Source organism: Mycobacterium lehmannii, assembly GCF_001499925.1.
GTDB classification, from domain to species: domain Bacteria; phylum Actinomycetota; class Actinomycetes; order Mycobacteriales; family Mycobacteriaceae; genus Mycobacterium; species Mycobacterium lehmannii.
Genome location: NZ_LQIR01000068.1, coordinates 71,443 through 89,814, shown reverse-complemented (window position 1 = coordinate 89,814; position 18,372 = coordinate 71,443). Strand labels below are relative to the sequence as shown.

General features: G+C 66.8%; 20 protein-coding genes. 7 read left to right on the top strand and 13 right to left on the bottom strand.

Going from position 1 to position 18,372, the window contains the following annotated elements:
- The first annotated feature begins 20 nt into the window (after positions 1 to 20).
- Both AU192_RS23605 and pe read left to right on the top strand, forming a co-directional pair.
- Entirely contained in the window at positions 21 to 1,733 is a 1,713-nt protein-coding gene (locus AU192_RS23605) for an AMP-binding protein (RefSeq protein WP_064400042.1), read from the top strand.
- Complete coding sequence (gene pe, locus AU192_RS23600; protein WP_064399962.1) at positions 1,730 to 2,863, top strand: acyltransferase PE; 1,134 nt, start codon at positions 1,730 to 1,732, stop codon at positions 2,861 to 2,863. The genes AU192_RS23605 and pe overlap by 4 nt, the downstream gene beginning before the upstream one ends.
- Positions 2,864 to 2,877: 14 nt before the next feature.
- Here pe and AU192_RS23595 read toward each other — a convergent pair whose 3' ends face one another.
- On the bottom strand, positions 2,878 to 3,546 hold the full coding sequence (locus tag AU192_RS23595) for a GAP family protein (protein ID WP_064399961.1): 669 nt from the start codon (positions 3,544 to 3,546) through the stop codon (positions 2,878 to 2,880).
- Positions 3,547 to 3,729: 183 nt separating this feature from the next.
- On the opposite strand from AU192_RS23595, the gene AU192_RS23590 reads away from it, so the two are divergent.
- Positions 3,730 to 4,218, top strand: coding sequence for a flavin reductase family protein (locus AU192_RS23590; RefSeq protein ID WP_064399960.1), 489 nt, complete (start codon positions 3,730 to 3,732; stop codon positions 4,216 to 4,218).
- Positions 4,219 to 4,271: 53 nt separating this feature from the next.
- Here AU192_RS23590 and AU192_RS25765 read toward each other — a convergent pair whose 3' ends face one another.
- The 5 genes from AU192_RS25765 to AU192_RS23570 all read right to left on the bottom strand — a co-directional run bounded on the left by AU192_RS25765 (position 4,272) and on the right by AU192_RS23570 (position 8,575).
- The gene (locus AU192_RS25765; RefSeq protein ID WP_090344556.1) at positions 4,272 to 4,433 is read right to left on the bottom strand and encodes a hypothetical protein; all 162 of its coding nucleotides are present in this window, start codon (positions 4,431 to 4,433) and stop codon (positions 4,272 to 4,274) included.
- 264 nt (positions 4,434 to 4,697) lie between these two features.
- Positions 4,698 to 5,450, bottom strand: a complete 753-nt coding sequence (locus tag AU192_RS23585; RefSeq protein WP_064399959.1) for a succinate dehydrogenase/fumarate reductase iron-sulfur subunit — start codon at positions 5,448 to 5,450, stop codon at positions 4,698 to 4,700.
- Positions 5,447 to 7,363, bottom strand: a complete 1,917-nt coding sequence (locus AU192_RS23580; RefSeq protein WP_064399958.1) for a fumarate reductase/succinate dehydrogenase flavoprotein subunit — start codon at positions 7,361 to 7,363, stop codon at positions 5,447 to 5,449. Before AU192_RS23580 ends, AU192_RS23585 begins: the two co-directional genes overlap by 4 nt.
- Positions 7,364 to 7,396: 33 nt before the next feature.
- Entirely contained in the window at positions 7,397 to 8,236 is an 840-nt protein-coding gene (locus tag AU192_RS23575) for a hypothetical protein (protein WP_064399957.1), read from the bottom strand.
- A 45-nt stretch (positions 8,237 to 8,281) separates the two neighbouring features.
- Positions 8,282 to 8,575, bottom strand: a complete 294-nt coding sequence (locus AU192_RS23570) for a hypothetical protein (protein ID WP_064399956.1) — start codon at positions 8,573 to 8,575, stop codon at positions 8,282 to 8,284.
- Positions 8,576 to 8,687: 112 nt separating this feature from the next.
- Between AU192_RS23570 and AU192_RS23565 the strand changes: the two genes are divergently transcribed.
- Entirely contained in the window at positions 8,688 to 9,446 is a 759-nt protein-coding gene (locus AU192_RS23565; RefSeq protein WP_064399955.1) for an isocitrate lyase/PEP mutase family protein, read from the top strand.
- A gap of 10 nt (positions 9,447 to 9,456) precedes the next feature.
- Positions 9,457 to 9,750 carry a hypothetical protein gene (locus AU192_RS23560; protein ID WP_064399954.1) on the top strand — a complete coding sequence of 98 codons (294 nt, stop codon included), beginning with the start codon at positions 9,457 to 9,459 and terminating at the stop codon, positions 9,748 to 9,750.
- Positions 9,751 to 9,801: 51 nt separating this feature from the next.
- On the opposite strand, the gene AU192_RS23555 is transcribed toward AU192_RS23560, so the two are convergent.
- Positions 9,802 to 10,236, bottom strand: a complete 435-nt coding sequence (locus tag AU192_RS23555) for an Hsp20/alpha crystallin family protein (RefSeq protein WP_064399953.1) — start codon at positions 10,234 to 10,236, stop codon at positions 9,802 to 9,804.
- Between the two features lie 209 nt (positions 10,237 to 10,445).
- Here AU192_RS23555 and nirB point away from each other — a divergent pair, with 209 nt between their 5' ends.
- Both nirB and nirD read left to right on the top strand, forming a co-directional pair.
- Complete coding sequence (nirB, locus tag AU192_RS23550; RefSeq protein ID WP_064399952.1) at positions 10,446 to 13,001, top strand: nitrite reductase large subunit NirB; 2,556 nt, start codon at positions 10,446 to 10,448, stop codon at positions 12,999 to 13,001.
- Positions 12,998 to 13,345 carry a nitrite reductase small subunit NirD gene (gene nirD / locus AU192_RS23545; RefSeq protein ID WP_064399951.1) on the top strand — a complete coding sequence of 116 codons (348 nt, stop codon included), beginning with the start codon at positions 12,998 to 13,000 and terminating at the stop codon, positions 13,343 to 13,345. The genes nirB and nirD overlap by 4 nt, the downstream gene beginning before the upstream one ends.
- A gap of 85 nt (positions 13,346 to 13,430) precedes the next feature.
- Here nirD and AU192_RS23540 read toward each other — a convergent pair whose 3' ends face one another.
- From AU192_RS23540 to AU192_RS23515, 6 genes are all read right to left on the bottom strand, one after another.
- A complete protein-coding gene (locus tag AU192_RS23540) occupies positions 13,431 to 14,111 on the bottom strand; it encodes a sirohydrochlorin chelatase (protein WP_064399950.1) in 681 nt (226 codons plus the stop codon).
- On the bottom strand, positions 14,108 to 15,256 hold the full coding sequence (locus AU192_RS23535; RefSeq protein WP_064399949.1) for a uroporphyrinogen-III synthase: 1,149 nt from the start codon (positions 15,254 to 15,256) through the stop codon (positions 14,108 to 14,110). Before AU192_RS23535 ends, AU192_RS23540 begins: the two co-directional genes overlap by 4 nt.
- Before the next feature lie 186 nt (positions 15,257 to 15,442).
- Complete coding sequence (locus tag AU192_RS23530; RefSeq protein ID WP_082695119.1) at positions 15,443 to 16,012, bottom strand: GNAT family N-acetyltransferase; 570 nt, start codon at positions 16,010 to 16,012, stop codon at positions 15,443 to 15,445.
- Between the two features lie 26 nt (positions 16,013 to 16,038).
- Entirely contained in the window at positions 16,039 to 16,926 is an 888-nt protein-coding gene (locus AU192_RS23525; RefSeq protein ID WP_064399948.1) for a 5-oxoprolinase/urea amidolyase family protein, read from the bottom strand.
- Entirely contained in the window at positions 16,923 to 17,603 is a 681-nt protein-coding gene (locus AU192_RS23520; RefSeq protein ID WP_064399947.1) for a 5-oxoprolinase subunit B family protein, read from the bottom strand. The genes AU192_RS23525 and AU192_RS23520 overlap by 4 nt, the downstream gene beginning before the upstream one ends.
- Positions 17,604 to 17,678: 75 nt before the next feature.
- On the bottom strand, positions 17,679 to 18,362 hold the full coding sequence (locus AU192_RS23515; RefSeq protein ID WP_064399946.1) for a queuosine precursor transporter: 684 nt from the start codon (positions 18,360 to 18,362) through the stop codon (positions 17,679 to 17,681).
- Positions 18,363 to 18,372 lie beyond the last annotated feature (10 nt).

Below are 18,372 nucleotides of genomic sequence, written 5' to 3'. Positions count from 1 at the left end.
CCGATTCCTCGATCCTTTCGATGCTGCACGGGCGTGCGAGCCTGCGTCCCGACGACGTCGCCTTCACCTTCACCGAATACTCGCGCGACCCCGCGGGTGTGCGGGAGACCCTCACGTGGTCGCAACTGGCACGACGCACCGTGAATGTCGCGCACGAACTACGGCGGCACGGGTCGGTCGGCGACAGAGCGGTGATCCTTGCCCCACAGGGCTTCGAGTACATCCTGGCGTTCCTGGGGTCGATGCAGGCGGGGTTCATCGCGGTCCCGCTGCCGCTGCCGCACCCCGGTTCGGGACATGACCGGGTGAGTGCGGTGCTCGCCGACACCGCGCCCGCCGTCGTCCTCACGACCTCGGTCGCTGCGAGCTATGTCGGCGATTTCATCGATGGATCGCCGCTGGACATGGTGCCGAAGCTGGTCGAGATCGACTCGCTGGACCTCGACGCCGAGGGGCGTAGCGGCCCCGAACCGGCTGAGCTACCGAACATCGCGTATCTGCAATACAGTTCGGGATCGACGAGATCGCCTACGGGAGCGGAGATCTCGCACCGCAATCTGACGGTCAACTTCGAGCAGCTGATGCGGGAGTTCTTCGCGCAGTCGCCCCTGCCGCCGGACGCCACATTTGTGTCGTGGCTGCCCTTTTACCACGACATGGGACTGATGCTGGGCGTCGGCTTGCCGATCCTCAGCGGCCGTTCCGCTGCATTGACGCACCCGACCGCGTTCCTGGAGAAGCCGGCCCGGTGGGTACGAGCGTTGGCCGAGAACCCGCACGCGTTCTCGGGGGCACCCAACTTCGCATTCGACCTGGCCGCCCGCAAGATCACCGATGACGACTTGGCGGGACTCGACCTCGGCGGGGTACTGGGCATCATCAACGGCGCCGAACGGGTCGAGCCGGCCACCTTGGAACGTTTCGTCGACCGGTTCGCGCACTTCAACTTTCGCGACCATATGCTGCGCCCGGCATACGGTTTGGCCGAGGCGACGGTCTTCGTCGCAGCGGGAACCTGGGACGAGTCGTTGGCTGCGGTCGGATTCGACGCCGAGGAACTGGGCGCCCGCCGCGTCCGGCCCTGCGCGGCCGGGAAGGGCGCGGAACTGGTCAGGTACCGGGTGCCGCAGTCGCCGTTGGTGCGCATCGTCGACAGCGACACCCGCCGAGAATGCGCGCCCGACGAGGTCGGCGAGATCTGGGTACACGGCGACAACGTCGCCGGCGGCTACTGGGGTAGGCCGCCGGACGAGCAGAGTTGTTTCGGCGCAATGCTTGTCGACCCGTCCGCGGGTACTCCGGAGGGGCCGTGGCTGGCCACCGGCGATCTCGGATTCGTCTACGGTGGCGAGCTGTTCATCGTCGGTCGCATCAAGGATCTGTTGATCATCCGAGGCCGTAACCACTACCCCGAGGACATCGAGGCGACGGTGCAGGAGATCACCCGCGGTCGGGTCGCGGCGATCGCGGTTTCGGCGGACGGTGGCGAGAGGCTGGTCACCGTCATCGAACTCAAGAAGCCGACCGATTCGGCCGAAGGTGTGGGGGAGCGGCTCGAGACGCTGAAAAGCGATGTCACGGCGGCGATTTCCAATGCGCACGGCCTCAGCGTCGAGGATGTGGTGTTGGTTTCAGCCGGTTCGATCCCCACGACGACGAGCGGCAAGATCCGGCGCGCCGCCTGCGTCGAGCGATATCAGCAGAATCGATTCGCGCGATTGGACGTGAGATGAAGAGGATTCTCGCCCTCGGCGCTGTACTGACAACCCTCAGCGCCGTAGGCTGTCTGGGACTCGGGATCGCGGCTGCCGACGAGCCGCCCCCGCCGCCCGGCCCGTCGGGCGACGGTCCACCGCCTCTGGGCACGCCCGGTCGCGCGTACGCGCTGGGTGGCGCACACGTGCTCGGCATTCCGTACGACGAATACATCATGCGTACCGGCGCGGACTGGTTCCCTGGATTGGACCGCCAGATCGTCGACTACCCCGCCGGACAGGTGCAGGGGCACACCCTGGAGCGGTTGTTCCCCGGTATCGGCGCGTTGGGGGATCGCTACGTGCCCGGACTCGGGCTCGACGGGCCCAGCGTCGGCGAATCGGTCGACGTCGGCGCGCCGAACCTCATCGACGCCATCAAGGCGGGCGGGCGCGGAACCGCGATCGGTCTGTCGGAGGGCGCGATGGTGCTCAACGACGTGCAGGCGCGGCTCGCATACGACCCCGCCGCCCCGCCGCCGAACGAGCTGAGCTTCGCGATGTACGGGGACCCGGTGGCTCGGCACGCCTTCGGCGAAAGCTTTCTGACCCAGATGTTCCCCGTCGGCAGCGTCGTGCCGTCGCTCGACTACCGCATCCCGCCGCCGGTCGAAAGCCAGTACGACACATATCAGTTCATTTCCGCGTACGACAGCATCGCCGACTGGCCCGATCGCCCGGACAACTGGATCTCCGTGGCCAACGCGATCGTGGGGCTGGCGACCGGTCACACCGCGGTCGCGTTCACCGATCCCAGCATGGTGCCGCCGCAGAACATCCGGACGACCGTCAACTCCCGCGGTGCGAAGACCACGACGTTCATGATTCCCGAGGAGCATCTGCCGCTGGTGCTGCCGTTCAAATATCTCGGGGTGCCCAAGGACACGTTGATCGAGCTCGACGCAGTGCTCAAGCCGTACGTCGACGCCGGCTACTCGCGAAACGACAACCCGCTGACCGCGCCGATCACCGTCGACCCCGTGAACGGTTATGACCCCGCCGAGGTCACCGCCCCTGCCACTCAGGCCGCGTTCGGTGGCGGCGCCGACCCGGTCTCGCAGCTGCTCTCCGGGCTGCAGTACGTGCTGAACAACCCTCCGCAAGGCTGACCGCGCCCGGCGCCTCAGAGGCCGGCAAGCCCGACTCCGAGCAGTGCGCAGCCGATCACGGCGAGCAGTGCGCCAATCCCGCGACGGCCCTGTGACCGCAGCCAGTCGTACAGCGCCGACAATGCGGCGCGGGTGCGGTCCGGAGCCACCAGGTAGCACAGCAGCGGGATCTCGACGAGCGCGAATGCCACCAGGTTGAACAGCATCAGGGCGCCCAACTGGACCGCGGTGGCGGCGCCGGAGGCGACGATCAGCGCCAGCGCGGCGAGGTAGTCGACGGACGGCAGCGCGATGCCGAGACCGGCGACTCCGGCCGTCCACAGCGACCGGCCCTCGAGCACTCGGCGCGCCCGGCCGGCGAGCGGTCCGACCCTGGCCTCGGCAAGAGCCGCCACGTCGCGGCCGCGTGCCCACACACCCGTGACCACCAGCGCCGCGTTTAGCAGCAGGACCGCGCCGACCACGATCTGCACCATGGGCAAGGTGAAGCGAGCCGACCCCAGCGCGGGGCGCAGCACGAACAACACGACGACGCCCACGGCCGTGCCCATCGCGAAACCCCCGGTGAGGAAGGCCAGTAACTGGCCGGTCGGGTGCGGGCGGTTGAGCATCAGGACAGTCATGCCGACCCGAAACGGCTCCAGGCTGACCGCAACAGCCATCACCAGAAGCGGAATCCACATACGTTTCGTCGGTCCCCGGGCCTACCGGTCATCCGCGGGCGGCTCGAGCATGGGCGTCACGTTACCGGTTGTGTTCACGGCGATTCCGACCCTTAACGGGTGCCGCGTCCACGACGTCCGACGGTCCGGTCAGCGGGCCGGACGTGGCCGCCGCGTGCGGTCGCGTGTGAAGATGGACGGGATATGAGCGCAACTGATCTGAGCCCGGCGACGCTTCGCGAAGCGTTCGGGCACTTCCCGTCCGGTGTCATCGCGATCGCCGCGGAGTTGGAAGGCACCCGTATCGGACTCGCCGCGAGCACGTTCGTTCCGGTGTCGCTCGACCCGCCGCTGGTGTCGTTCTGCGTCCAGAACTCCTCGGAGACCTGGCCCAGGCTCAGGGCAGTCCCGTCACTGGGGATCAGCGTGCTCGGCGAGGCACACGACGAAGCCGCGCGGACGCTGGCCGCCAAGACCGGTGATCGTTTCGCCGGCCTGCACACCGTGTCGCGAGAATCCGGCGCGGTCTTCATCGACGGCACCGCGGTATGGCTGGAAAGCGTGATTGAGCAACTCGTCCCTGCCGGCGATCACACGATCGTGATTCTTCGGGTCTGCGATATCACGGTGCATGCCGACGTCGCGCCGATCGTATTCCACCGCAGTACGTTCCGTCGCCTCGGCAACGGCTGATCTGGGGGCGCTACCGGTCGCTCAGCGATCGGTGATGCACCAAAGCCGTCGTATCAGGGCCGCGCGCTGAGCTCCTCGCGATACCCGGCCACCCGTCGCTCCAGCTCGTCGGCGTCGGCGACTCGGCCTTCCTTGCGGGCGAGGACCGCGCGGGTGCTGAGCTCGCGAATCGCAGTGCGAATGTCGTTGATGCTATGCGGGTGTCGAAGTGCCACGATGCAACCTTTCGTCGTTGATTGGCCGCTACCCGCAGGGTACCTGCGGAATCGTGCCCGTCAACGGCTCCTGCCGTCGCCAGCTCACGGCGGAGAGCCTTAACGGGTTGATCGCAAGTACCTCGTGCATGCGATCAACCCGTTAGTGAAGTTCCGCTCCTACCGTCGCCGGCGCAAGCTGTTTGTTCCGGCTCCTACCGTCGCCGGCTCTAGCTGTTTGTTCCGGCTCCTACCGTCGCCGGCTCAAGCTGTTTGTTCCGGCTCCTACCGTCGCCGGAAGAGCTTGTCGCCGAGCCACACCACCGGGTCGTACTTGCGGTCGGCGGCCCTCTCCTTCATCGGGATCAGCGCATTGTCGGTGATCTTGATGTGTTCGGGGCAGACCTCGGTGCAGCACTTGGTGATGTTGCAATAGCCCAGACCATGCACTTCCTGCGCGTCCTCGGCGCGCCGCTCGTGCACGTCGAGCGGATGCATGTCGAGTTCGGCCTGGCGCATCAGGTACCGCGGGCCGGCGAACGCCTCTTTGTTCTCCTCGTGATCGCGGATCACGTGGCAGACGTTCTGGCACAGGAAGCACTCGATGCACTTGCGGAACTCCTGTGACCGATTGACGTCCTCCTGCGCCATTCGGTATTCGCCGGGCTGCAGGTCCTTCGGCGGCGTGAACGCCGGGATCTCCCTGGCCTTCTCATAGTTGAACGACACGTCGGTCACCAGATCGCGGATCACCGGAAAGGTGCGCAGGGGAGTCACGGTGATGACCTCGTTCTCGGCGAAGGTCGACATCCGCGTCATGCACAGCAGGCGGGGCCTGCCGTTGATCTCCGCCGAGCAGGATCCGCACTTGCCTGCCTTGCAGTTCCAGCGCACGGCCAGGTCGCCGGTCTGGGTCTGCTGCAGCCGGTGGATGATGTCGAGCACCACCTCACCCTCGTTGACCTCAACCGAGTAGTCCTGCAGCGCGCCGGCGTTGTCGTCGCCACGCCACACTCGCATCTTTGCCTGGTAGCTCATGCGTCTCTCCTAGACGAGTGGTTGGCGAGCTCTTCGGAGGTGAAGTACTTCTCCAACTCTTCGATGTCGATCAGCTCCAGCAGGTCGTCGCGCATCGGCACCTGGTCCTGCTTGGTGATGTCGATGTCGGGAACCACGGTCTCACCTTCGGCCCGGCACACCAGCAGCGTCTTGCGCCACTCGGATTCCATCGACGGATAGTCGTCGCGGGTGTGCCCGCCGCGGCTTTCGGTGCGCTCCAGTGCGGCCTTGGCGATGCACTCGCTGACCAGGATCATGTTGCGCAGGTCGATGGCCAGGTGCCAACCCGGGTTGAAATGTCGGCCACCCTCGACTCGGACCCGCTTGTACCGCTCGCGCAGCTCCTTGAGCTTGTCGATGGCCTCGGTGATCTCGTCGGATTTACGGATGATGCCGACCAGGCTGTTCATCGTGTCCTGCAGGTCCAGCTGCAGGGTGTACGGATTCTCGGCGTTGTCGCCGTTGGACGGGCCCTCGAACGGATGCAGCGCCAACTTGGTCGATTCCTCGACCGCCGCGTCGGACACCGTCGGGCGCTCACCGAGCGCGCGCACGTAGTCGGCCGCGCCCATGCCGGCCCGCCTGCCGAACACCAGCAGGTCCGACAGCGAGTTGCCACCCAGCCGGTTCGAGCCGTGCATGCCGCCCGAGCACTCACCCGCGGCGAACAGTCCCGGCGTCTTGGCCGCGCCCGTGTCCGGGTCGACCTCGATGCCGCCCATGACGTAGTGGCACGTCGGCCCGACCTCCATGGGCTCCTTAGTGATGTCGACTTCGGCCAGCTCCATGAACTGGTGGTACATCGACGGCAACCGCCGCTTGATCTCCTCGGCAGGCAGCCGCGAGGCGATGTCGAGGTAGACGCCGCCGTGCGGGGTGCCGCGGTCGGCCTTCACCTCGGAGTTGATCGCACGGGCCACCTCGTCGCGGGGCAGCAGGTCAGGGGTGCGCCGCGCGGAGTCGTTGTCCTTGAGCCACTGGTCGGCTTCCTCCATGCTCTCGGCGTACTGACCTTTGAACACCGCCGGGATGTAGTCGAACATGAAGCGCTTGCCCTCGGAGTTCTTCAGCACTCCGCCGTCGCCGCGCACACCCTCGGTGACGAGGATGCCCTTGACGCTGGGCGGCCAGACCATGCCGGTGGGGTGGAACTGGACGAACTCCATGTTGATCAGCGTCGCGCCCGCCCGCAGCGCCAGCGCGTGGCCGTCGCCGGTGTACTCCCAGGAGTTCGACGTCACCTTGTAGGACTTGCCGATTCCACCGGTCGCCAACACCACGGCCGGCGTCTCGAACAGGACGAAGTTGCCGCCTTCGCGGTAGTAGCCGAACGCGCCCGCGATCCGATCGCCGTCCTTGATGAGGTCGGTGACGGTGCACTCGTGGAAGACGCGGATGCGGGCCTCGTAGTCGCCGAACTCCTCCTTGTCTTCCTGCTGCAGGGAGACGATCTTCTGCTGCAGGGTCCGGATGATCTCCAGGCCGGTCCGGTCACCGACGTGCGCCAGCCGCGGATAGGTGTGCCCACCGAAGTTGCGCTGGCTGATCTTTCCGTCCTTGGTGCGGTCGAAGAGCGCGCCGTAGGTCTCCAGCTCCCACACCCGGTCCGGGGCTTCCTTGGCGTGCAACTCGGCCATGCGCCAGTTGTTGAGGAACTTCCCGCCGCGCATGGTGTCCTTGAAGTGGACCTGCCAGTTGTCCTTCGGGTTCGCGTTGCCCATCGCCGCGGCGCAGCCGCCCTCGGCCATCACCGTATGGGCCTTGCCGAACAACGACTTCGTGATCACCGCGACCTTCAGGCCGCGTTCGCGCGCCTCGATGACCGCGCGTAAACCCGCACCGCCGGCGCCGATCACGACGACGTCGTAGGAGTGCCGTTCCAGTTCCGCCATTAAGAAAACCTCACTACCGATTGAATTAGGCGCTCAGCCAATGAATCTCAGGTCAGAGATGGCACCACTGGCCACCAACATGATGTAGAAGTCGGTCAGCATCAGCGTGCCGAGTGTGATCCACGCATACTGCTTGTGACGCACGTTGAGCCTGCTGATCTGGGTCCACATCCAGTACCGCACAGGATGTTTGGAGAAGTGCTTGAGGCGGCCGCCGGCGACGTGACGGCAGGAGTGGCACGACACCGTGTACGTCCACAGCAGGATCACATTGCCGACGAGAATCACGTTGCCCAAGCCGAATCCGAAGCCCGAGGGCGAGTGGAACGCCGCGATCGCGTCGTAGGTGTTGATCAGCGAGATGAGCACGGCGATGTAGAAGAAGTAGCGGTGGGTGTTCTGGATGATCAGCGGCAGCCGCGTCTCGCCCGTGTAGTGCGCCCGAGGTTCCGGCACCGCACAAGCCGTCGGCGACTGCCACACCGACCGGTAGTAGGCGCCGCGGTAGTAGTAGCAGGTCAAGCGGAACAGCAGCAGGAACGGCAGCGACACCGCCGCGTACGGCAGCCACCACACATCGGGCAGGAACTGGCCGAAGTGGCTGGACTCCGGGATACACCCGGACTGCTCGGCGGCGTTCCACTTCGCCAGACACGGCGAGTAGAACGGCGTCAGGTAGTGGTAGTCGGCGACGTAGTACCACTTCTGCATGAACGCCCGCACCGTGGCGTAGATCAGGAAGGCCGCGAAGCCCAGGTTCACGATCAGCGGTGACTGCCACCACCGGTCGGTGCGCAGCGTGCGTTGCGGAATCTCGGCACGGCTCGGCGAAAAGACGCCGGTCGCCTTGCGGTCGGCGGTGGGTGCGCTCACTGTTGCCTTTCGGTGTTGAGTTGTCCCGGTGCCCGGGGGTCCGCGTCAGCGGACGCCGCCGAGCCCTTCGTCATCGACGCCGCGCCAGAACTCGGTGTCGTACTGGGTGTCCGGGATCGGGATGCGGTCTCCGGCGTGGTGGTGCACCACGCCTCGGGCCAGCTCCAGCTCTTCGGCGTCAATGTCGAGACGGTCGATGTCGTTGAGGATGCGTTCGGCGTCGTTGACGATCCGACGCGTCGCGGGGGTGTCCCCGTACCTCGACGCCAACGATGTCACGCACCGCCGCAGGCTTCCGATTAGCTCGTGCAGCTCGGCAAGTTCGGTAGTGCTGGACAATTGACCTCCTTGGGCTGAAGGGTGTCAGGCATCACAGTACGACACCCGATGCTAGCTCCATCATGCAGTGCACCGTGAGACAGATCACGTCAAACTAAAAGGAGACGGCCCGATGCCCGACCAAGTCCTCAAAGAACGGGCCGACGCCCTGCTGGCCTTGCACATACCGGGGAACCCGGTGATCCTGCCGACCGTCTGGGACGTCTGGTCGGCCCGGCTGGCGGTCGACGAAGGATTTGCTGCGCTCACCGTCGGAAGCCATCCGCTGGCCGATTCCGTCGGTAAAGCGGACCAGGAGGGCATGTCGTTCGACGACGTGATCGCCCGCGTCAAGCAGATCACCGCGGCCGTCGACGTGCCGGTCTCGGTCGACCTCGAGTCCGGCTATGCCCAGTCGCCCGCGCGGCTCATCGACGGCCTGCTGGAGGCGGGCGGTGTCGGGTTCAACATCGAAGACACCGTGCACAGCGAGGACGGCCGGTTGCGCTCGGCCACCGAGCACGCCGAGCTCGTCGGCGCGCTGCGTGAGGCGGCGGACGCGACCGGCGTGCACGTGGTGATCAACGCGCGTACGGACCTGTTCCTGCGCCAGGACGGCGACGAGTCCGACCGTGTGGATCGTGCGATCGCGCGGTTGACCGAAGCCGCCGCGGCAGGGGCCGACGTGCTTTACCCCGTCGGCCGTCACGATCCGGACACGTTGCGGCGCTTGACATCCGAGTTACCTCTGCCGGTGAACGCGATCGGGCTGCCCGATCAGGACGACCCCGCGTCGTTCGGGCCGCTCGGTGTGGCGCGCGTCAGCTTCGGTCCGTTCCTGCAGCGCGCGCTGTCGGCACAGGCCAAGGAACTGTTGCAGCGCTGGGTCTAGGACGAAAGACATGGCTGACGACGACCTGAACTGGCAGGACGACCAGTCACTGATCATGGCTGCAGGCGTGGTCGCGGCGGTCCTGGTGGCGATCCTGATCTACGCGGTGGTCCGCACCTCGGACGCGGCCAGGGTGCCCGCTTCGGTGCCGCCGCCGGCGGCGACGTCGATTCCGCTGTCGTACACCACCACGACGACGACCACCCCCAGCTACACGATGCCGAGCGTGGAGACGACCGAGATCAGGGCCCCGGAGCCACCGCCGACCACCACCGGCGCGGCCCCCACGACAACCGAGCGTTGAGACGACGAAGCCGGTGGAACCGAAGTTCCACCGGCTGCCGTATCGAGGTGCTTACTTGTTTTCGATCGCGATGCGCTGCGTCTGACGGCCCTTGTGGGCGCCGGGGATCCGCACCGTCAGCACACCAGTGTCGTACTCGGCCTTGATGTCCTGGCCGGTGACGTGCTCGGGGAGCTTGAACGATCGACGGAACGACCCGTAACGCACTTCGCGCAGCGTGCGACCGTCCTTATCTTCGGACCGCTCGTCGCGACGTTCGCCGTGGATCACGAGGTAGCCCCTGTCGACCTCGACGTTCACATCCTTTTCGACGTCTAGGCCCGGAAGCTCGACGCGGACGAGCGCGTCGTCGCCCTCCCTGACGATTTCCGCGGCGGGGGTGAACGCCCCCGCGGCCCAGCTTTCAGCCGTCGCGGGGCCGAAGAAGTCGCGTACCCACCGGTCCAGATCCCACGTGGGACGAGTGCGTAATGCCAATGTGCTCATGTCTGCCTCCTCGCTGTCGAACCGGTACTGTGCCGGTTTCTCAGCAAGTAAAACTTGAGTCACCTACGCTCATATTCCTTTAGGTCGTTCGCCGCGAGTGAACCCGCAGCATCGGGCTCACAGCGGCCGCGGGTCGATGTGAGCACACCGTGATCGCTGCTTCACACGAGGCGACATTGCGGCAATATCGGCTGCTTAGCGTCGGCGGCATGCGGTCAACAAGGAACGTGGTCGTGGTCGGCCACGGCATGGTCGGGCACCGATTCGTCGAGGCGTTGCGGTCCCGTGACGCCGACGGCCAGTGGCGGGTGACGATCCTCGCCGAGGAAGCCGACGCCGCCTACGACCGGGTCGGGCTCACCGGGTACACCGAACACTGGGACCGCAGCCGGTTGGCGCTCGCGGGCAACGACTACCCGGATGACGAGCTGGTCGAGCTGCGGCTGGGCACGCGGGTCACCGGGATCGACCGGACGGACAAGGCGGTGCTGACCGCCGAGGGTTCCCGGATTCCATACGACGCCTTGGTGTTGGCGACCGGTTCGTATGCGTTCGTACCGCCGGTGCCGGGCCGCGACCTGCCGGCCTGCCACGTCTATCGGACCCTCGACGACCTCAACGCGATCCGGGCAGGCGCCGAAACGGCACTCGCGTCCAAGGCGCCCGTCGGTGTGGTGATCGGCGGTGGTCTGCTCGGCCTCGAAGCGGCGAATGCGCTGCGCGCGTTCGGGTTGAAGACCCACGTCGTCGAGATGGCGCCCCACCTGATGGCCGCGCAGCTCGACGAGGCAGGCGGCGCGCTGCTGAGCAGGATGGTCAAGAGCCTGGGCATCGAGGTGCACACCGGCGTGGGCACCGAGACCATCGCGCCGGCACAGCGCAACCGGCCGCTGCGCAAATCCGACCAAGACGACTCAGTGCGGTTGTCCCTCAACGACGGAAGCCATATCGACACCGGCCTGATCGTGTTCGCCGCCGGTGTGCGCCCGCGCGACGAACTCGCCCGCGAAGCGGGCCTGGAGATTGCCCAGCGCGGCGGTGTGCTGACCGACCTATCCTGCGTCACAAGCGATCCCGACATCTACGCCATCGGCGAGGTGGCCGCGATCGAGGGCCGCTGCTATGGGCTGGTCGGCCCCGGCTATACGAGCGCGGAGGTGGTGGCCGATCGCCTGCTCGGTGGCGCCGCCGAGTTCCCGGAAGCCGACATGTCGACCAAGCTCAAGCTGCTCGGCGTCGACGTGGCCAGCTTCGGCGATGCTCAGGGCCACACGCCCAACTGCTTGAACGTCGTGGTCAATGACCCGGTCAAGCAGACCTACGCGAAGCTGGTGCTCTCCGATGACGCCAAGACCCTGTTGGGCGGAATCCTCGTCGGCGACGCGTCGGCCTACGGTGTGCTGCGTCCGATGGTAGCCAGCGAACTGCCCGGTGACCCGCTGTCGCTGATCGCACCCGCCTCCGACGGCGACGCACCGGGTTTGGGTGTCGGCGCGCTGCCCGACATCGCGCAGATCTGCTCCTGCAACAACGTCACCAAGGGTGACCTGAAGGAGGCCATCAGCGGCGGATGCGCCGACGTGCCCGGCCTGAAGAAGTGCACGCTCGCGGGCACCTCCTGCGGTTCGTGCGTGCCGCTGCTCAAGCAGCTGCTGGAGGCCGAGGGCGTTGAACAGTCCAAGGCGCTGTGCGAACACTTCTCGCAGTCGCGCGCCGAGTTGTTCGAGATCATTAGCGCCACCGAGATCCGCACGTTCTCCGGTTTGATCGAGCGGTTCGGCACCGGAAAGGGTTGCGACATCTGCAAACCGGTGGTGGCCTCGATTCTCGCCTCGACGAGCAGCGAGCACATCCTCGACGGGGAGCAGGCCTCGCTGCAGGACTCCAACGACCACTTCCTGGCCAACATCCAGAAAAACGGCAGCTACTCGGTGGTGCCACGGTCACCGGGCGGCGAGATCACACCGGAGCAACTGATCCTGATCGGCGAGATCGCCAGGGACTTCGGCCTGTACACCAAGATCACCGGCGGGCAGCGCATCGACATGTTCGGCGCCCGCGTCGACCAGCTTCCCGAGATCTGGCGCCGGCTCGTCGACGGCGGCATGGAATCCGGGCACGCCTACGGCAAGTCGTTGCGCACCGTCAAGAGCTGCGTCGGCAGCACATGGTGCCGCTACGGTCAACAGGACTCCGTCGACATGGCCGTCGAAATCGAGAAGCGCTACCGCGGGCTTCGCGCACCACACAAGATCAAGATGGCGGTGTCGGGATGCGCGCGCGAATGCGCGGAGGCGCAGAGCAAAGACGTCGGCGTCATCGCCACCGAACAGGGTTGGAATCTTTACGTCTGCGGCAACGGCGGCATGTCGCCCCGGCACGCGCAGCTGCTGGCCGGCGACCTCGACGACGAGACGTTGATCCGGTACATCGACCGGTTCCTGATGTTCTACATCCGCACCGCCGACCGGTTGCAGCGCACTGCGCCGTGGCTGGAGGCGATGGACGGAGGACTGGACCATCTCCGCGATGTCGTCTGCAACGACTCCCTGGGCTTGGCCGCCGAATTCGAGGATGCGATGGCCCGCCACGTGGATGGCTACGCCTGCGAATGGAAAGGCGTGCTCGACGACCCGAACAAGCTGTCGCGCTTCGTGTCTTTCGTCAACGCCCCCGACGTCGCTGACCCCACAGTCGAGTTCACCGAGCGGTCCGGCCGCAAGGTGCCCGTCCCCATCGGAATGCCGAAGGTGCCCCAAAGATGACAACTCTCAACGACATCCAGGTCTGGACAACAGCCTGCCGCTACGACTTCCTGATCCCGAACCGCGGCGTGGGCGTGCTACTCGCCGACGGCAGCCAGGCGGCGCTGTTCCGTCTGGACGACGGGTCGCTGCATGCGGTCGGCAATATCGATCCGTTCTCGGGCGCTGCGGTGATGTCACGCGGCCTCGTCGGCGATCGCGGCGGCCGGCCGACAGTGCAGTCCCCGATCAAGAAGCAGGCCTTCGCGCTCGATGACGGCGTGTGCCTCGACGATCCCGAGTTCTCGCTGCCGGTCTACCCGACGCGCGTCACCGCCGACGGCCACGTCGAGGTCCGCGGCTGACCCCTACCCGTCTTTGCGCGAAATTGCATTCCAGCAGCGAAAGTTCGAGTGAACACCTGCTGGAATGCCATTTCGCGGCGGTGAGTCAGGCTGCCAGCGGAACGCGGGCGCGGCGGAACCGGTTGGCGATCAACCGCACCATCGCGGGATGGGTGCCCAGCGGGTCGGCCACCGCGTCGGCACCGCTGTCGCGCAGCCGGTCCTGAAAAAGTCCCTCGGCCAACAGGTACGAGGCCACGACCACCCGCCTCGCGCCGTTGCGACGTAGCCGCGCCACCGCGTCGGCGACGCGCGGCTCACCGGTGGCGGCGTACGCCAGTTCGACCCGCTCACCGATCACCGCCGACAACAGCGCCGACGTCTGTCGCAGATCCGACAACGCACCGGGGTCGGACGTGCCCGCTGCGGCGAGGACCACCGAATCGCCCGCACGCCAGCCACATTCGATTAAGCGATCCATGAGCACACGCGCCAACGCGGTGCTGGGTCCAAGTGCCTCGGCAACGGTCACGCCGGGATGTCCACTGGCCGCGACGTGTGCGGGGATGTCGACATTGACGTGATACCCGCGCGCCAGAAATGCCGGCACGAGGATGGTCCGATCGGACAACGTCTGCAACACCTCACTCGGTGTCGGGCCGAGGACGTCGACGAACGCGACGTGGACCGGGGTGCCGAGCGCGGTCGACACCCGGTCGGCGAGGCTCCCGATCAACGCGACACCGCTCTGTTTACGCGTGCCGTGCGCTACCAGTAGATAGCTCATGGCGTGTACGCCAGGTTGTCCTCGACGGCCAGGCGGTAGCCGCGCTTGACGACGGTCGACACGATGTTCTTGTCGCCCAACGCCGTTCGCAGCCGCAAGACGGCCGTTTCAACGGCGTGGGTGTCGGTGCCGGTGCCGGGAAGGGCCCGCAGCAGGTCGGCGCGCGACACCACCGCTCCCGGCCGGTGGGCGAGTGCGCGAATCGTCGCCATGCCCGCCGGTGACACCGGCTTGACGACACCGTCGACCAGGACGCACGTGCCGCGGATCTCGAGCAGGTGCCCGGCCACTCGAATGGTGCGCGAACACAACAGCGGCAGCTCATCGGTGATGTGACGGGCCAACGCCCCCAACCGCATTCGCTCCGGAGCCGACGTCGGTATACCCAACCGAACCAGCGGCCGGGCGGTCACGGGGCCGACGCACATGGCGTGCACGTCTCGGCGGAAGGCAGCGATCACCTGGTTCTCCAGGCCCATCTCCTTGGCCCGCAGCAGCACCGAGGCGACGGCGGGCGCCGACGTGAAGCTGACCGCGTCGAACTTTTCGTCGGCGATACCGGCCACCAGTTGGTCGAAGTCACCGTTGTGTGGCGCCGGATGCCACCGGTACACCCGGATCGGCACGACCTCGGCACCCGCGGCACACAACTCGTCGAGGAACTCGGGAAACGGGTCCCAGTCATCGGTGGCTCCGTGCAACTGCACCGCGATCCGCTGCCCGGCGATACCGCCCTCAACGAGGTAGTGCAGCAATTCGCGTGACGACTCCGAGTCGGGGGACCACTCCTCGGGCAGCCCGGCGGCGCGCAGCGCACCGGTCGCCTTGGGGCCGCGCGACACGACGCGGGCCTTCGCGAGCGCGCCGGTCAGGTCGTTGGCCAGCCCCCAGCCGTCGGCCGCGGCGACCCAGCCGCGGAACCCGATGCCGGTGGTGGCGATCACGATGTCGGGCGGGACGTCGATCAGGCCTTCGGTGTGGGCGCGCAGCTCGTCGTCGTCGGGCAACGGCACCATCTGGATCGCCGCCGCGCTGGTCACCGTCGCACCGCGGCGGCGCAGGAGCGCGCTCAGCTCGTCGGCGCGCCGAGCGGAGGTCACGGCTACCCGGAATCCGGTCAGCGGCGCCCAGTCCGGCTCAGTCATGGAACCTGTGTAGGCAGCGCATGTTTCCAAGCGATTACTTGGCCATTTCCGAGGCGTGTCGGCACCGCCCGCAGCCTGCAGAACGTCATGAAAGCCGACGTTAACGAGGCGTTATTGCGTCAACATGCCGTGCGGTGACCCCGCCGTGAATTTCCCCTCACCCCACACCCGGTGCGGATGTGAGTCTCACCAGACGTCGCCGTCGCGCCAGTCGCAGGTGATCTCGGCGCTGGTGTCGAGTTCCACATTGACCGGCAGCACGAACAGCGCGTTGTCGTCGTCGGGAGTGCGGGTCAACCCGGCCGGCGCCAACACCGACGTCGGCCCCTGCCACGGCAGCCAACCGCGGGCCGTGCAGATCGGCCTGCCGGCCTCCGTCGCGCTGAGGGCCCCAAGTTGATACGCCCCGCGGATCACCTGCTCTGCGGCGTCCATCACCGCGCGGGCCAGGCCTTGCCCGCGCCAGTCCTCACGCACCGCGACCGCTTCGACGTAACCGCACCGCAGCGCGGTTTTGCGGTACAGCAGCCGCCGTTGGACCACTGCCGCATGCGCGATCAGCGCTCCGTGGTCGAAGATCATCGCGTGCATGCCGCCCAGCGAGTGCTCCCAGTCGACGTCGGTGAACGAGCCTTCGAAGGCGTCGATCACCATGCGCTTGGCGTCCGCGCGCGTCTCCGGGTCGAGGTCGGAGGTATGGATCAGCCGTGCGCTGTGGATGCGCACGACGGGAGCATACGGATCCTGAACATGCACACTGCTTTTCTACCAGCGCGGTGTGACTAACGGTCCCCGAACGGTCGGCGCGGCCGCGACCAATGCATCCGCACCGTTTGCCCGGGCCGCACCTGAGCGACCTTGTCGATGTCCTCGTCGGCGACCACACCGATCACCGGGTACCCACCCGTGACCGGGTGATCCGGCCCGAGGATGACGGGAAAACCGTTCGGCGGCACCTGAATTGCGCCCCTTGTGGCGCCCTCGCTCGACAGTTGCCGGTCCGGCCAGCGATACTCGAGCGGCCCGCCGACCAACCGCATGCCCACGCGGTCGCTCTTGTTGGTCGCCTGCCAGTTCGTGCGAATCAATACATCCGGATCGACGAACCAGTCGTCGCGCGGGCCGGGCACCACAGTCAACTCGAGCACGTCGTCCTCAATGGCCGCGACGGGAGCCTGGTCGAGTTCGGGGAAGTCCTCGGTGTGCTCGCCGACGGGCAGCACATCGCCTGTCCGCAGCGGCTGCGGACCGATCGCCGACATCACGTCATACGACCGCGAGCCCAGTACCGGTTCGACGTCGATGCCGCCGCGCACCGCCAGATATGTCCGAAGGCCGGCACGCGGCGCACCGAGCGAGATCACCTCACCGTCGCGGGCGTAGTGGATGCTGTTGGTGCCGAACAACGCTCCGTCGACGGTCGGATCGGTGTCGGCGCCGGTGACCGCGATGGCGATATCGTCACCGTGCACCCGCGCCGCCAGCCCGCCGAACGTCACCTCGATGGTGGCCCGATCGCCGGGGTTGGCCACCAGCCGGTTGGCCAGTGTGTGCGAGCTGCGGTCGGCGGCGCCGGAGCGGCCCACGCCCATATGCGCCAAGCCGGGCCGGCCCAGGTCCTCGACCAGAGCTAACGGTCCGGAGCGCAGGATCTCCAGCGTCGTCGTCATGACTCGACCGCCCGGAACTGGACCCACATGCCCGATGTCAGCAGCGCCGGGCTGTCTCGGTTGATGTCCCACAGCACCGCCGAGGTGCGGCCGATCAGCTGCCAGCCGCCGGGCGACTCGCGCGGATAGATACCGCTGAACTCGCCCGCCAGACCCACGGCGCCGGCAGGCACCTTGGTCCTCGGCTCGGATCGCCGCGGCACCTCGAGCCTGCGGTCACCGCCGACGAGATAGGCGAAGCCCGGTGCGAACCCGCCGAACGCGACCCGCCACATGCTGCCGGTGTGTGCGGCGATGACGTCGTCAGGGGTCAGCCCCGTCAGTCGGGCCACCTCGTCGAGATCGGGTCCGTCGTAGACGACGTCGATGGTGAGGTCGGCGCGGCCGCCGGCGGGTGGTATCAGCTCGGCCTCCGGATCGGCGTCGATGCGCAACCCGCCGAGACGCTGTCGCGTCGGCGCCTGATACCTGGGCTCGGCGAGCTTGACCAACACGGTTCGCGCGGCGGGGACGATGTCGAGGACGCCGGGCAGATCGGCCCGTCGGATCGCCTCGCTCCACGCCAACACCTCGGCGGTGGTGTCGAACTCGAGCAACAGCGCCCGATCCCCGTAGTCGCGGATCGGCATCGCGCCGGCGTCCGGCACGTCACGTTCCATTTCGGCTGTCACGGTCATACCTGCGAAATTACCCGCGAGTAGCTTGCAATACGCCTGCTCTATGAGCCTTGCCAGAGGAGTTTTAGCGATGCCTCAAGCGGCGGGCCGATACGTCGGCTCGCGGCGCTTGATGAAGGCGATCACCCGGTACGTCACGGGCAGCACGACCACTTCCACCGCGGTCTTGTAGACCCATCCCAGAGCGGCGTACACCACGAACGAGCGCATATCGCCGAATCCGATGATCGGTGCGGCGATGGCACAGAACACCAACGTGTCCGCGAACTGGCCGACGACTGTCGAGCCAAGCAATCTGGCCCACAGGTGCTTCTCTTTGGTGCGTGCCTTGATACGCACCACCACCCAGGCGTTGACCAACTGTCCCACGAGGAAGCCGGCCAGCCCGGCGGTCGCCAACCCGGTGATGGACGCGACGGTGCTGGCGAGCGCCTCCTGGTTGGTGTAGTCGGGCGCAGCAGGGAGGTGCACGGTCGCCCACAACACGAGTACCGCCAACGCCTGCATGCAAAAGCCGATGATCACCGCGCGCCGGGCGGCTTTGAACCCGTATACCTCGCTCAAAACATCACCGATGACGTAGGTGAGCGGGAAGACGAGGAATCCACCGTCGGTCAGCAGCGGCCCGAACGCGACGCCTTTAGTAGCGGCGATATTGGATATCAGGACCAAGCCGGTGAAGACCGCGACCAGCGTCGGGTAGTAGGCCGATCCCGTGGTCGCGAACCCGCGGTGCTCGGCCTCAATGTCGGCGGTCACCGCGCAATCT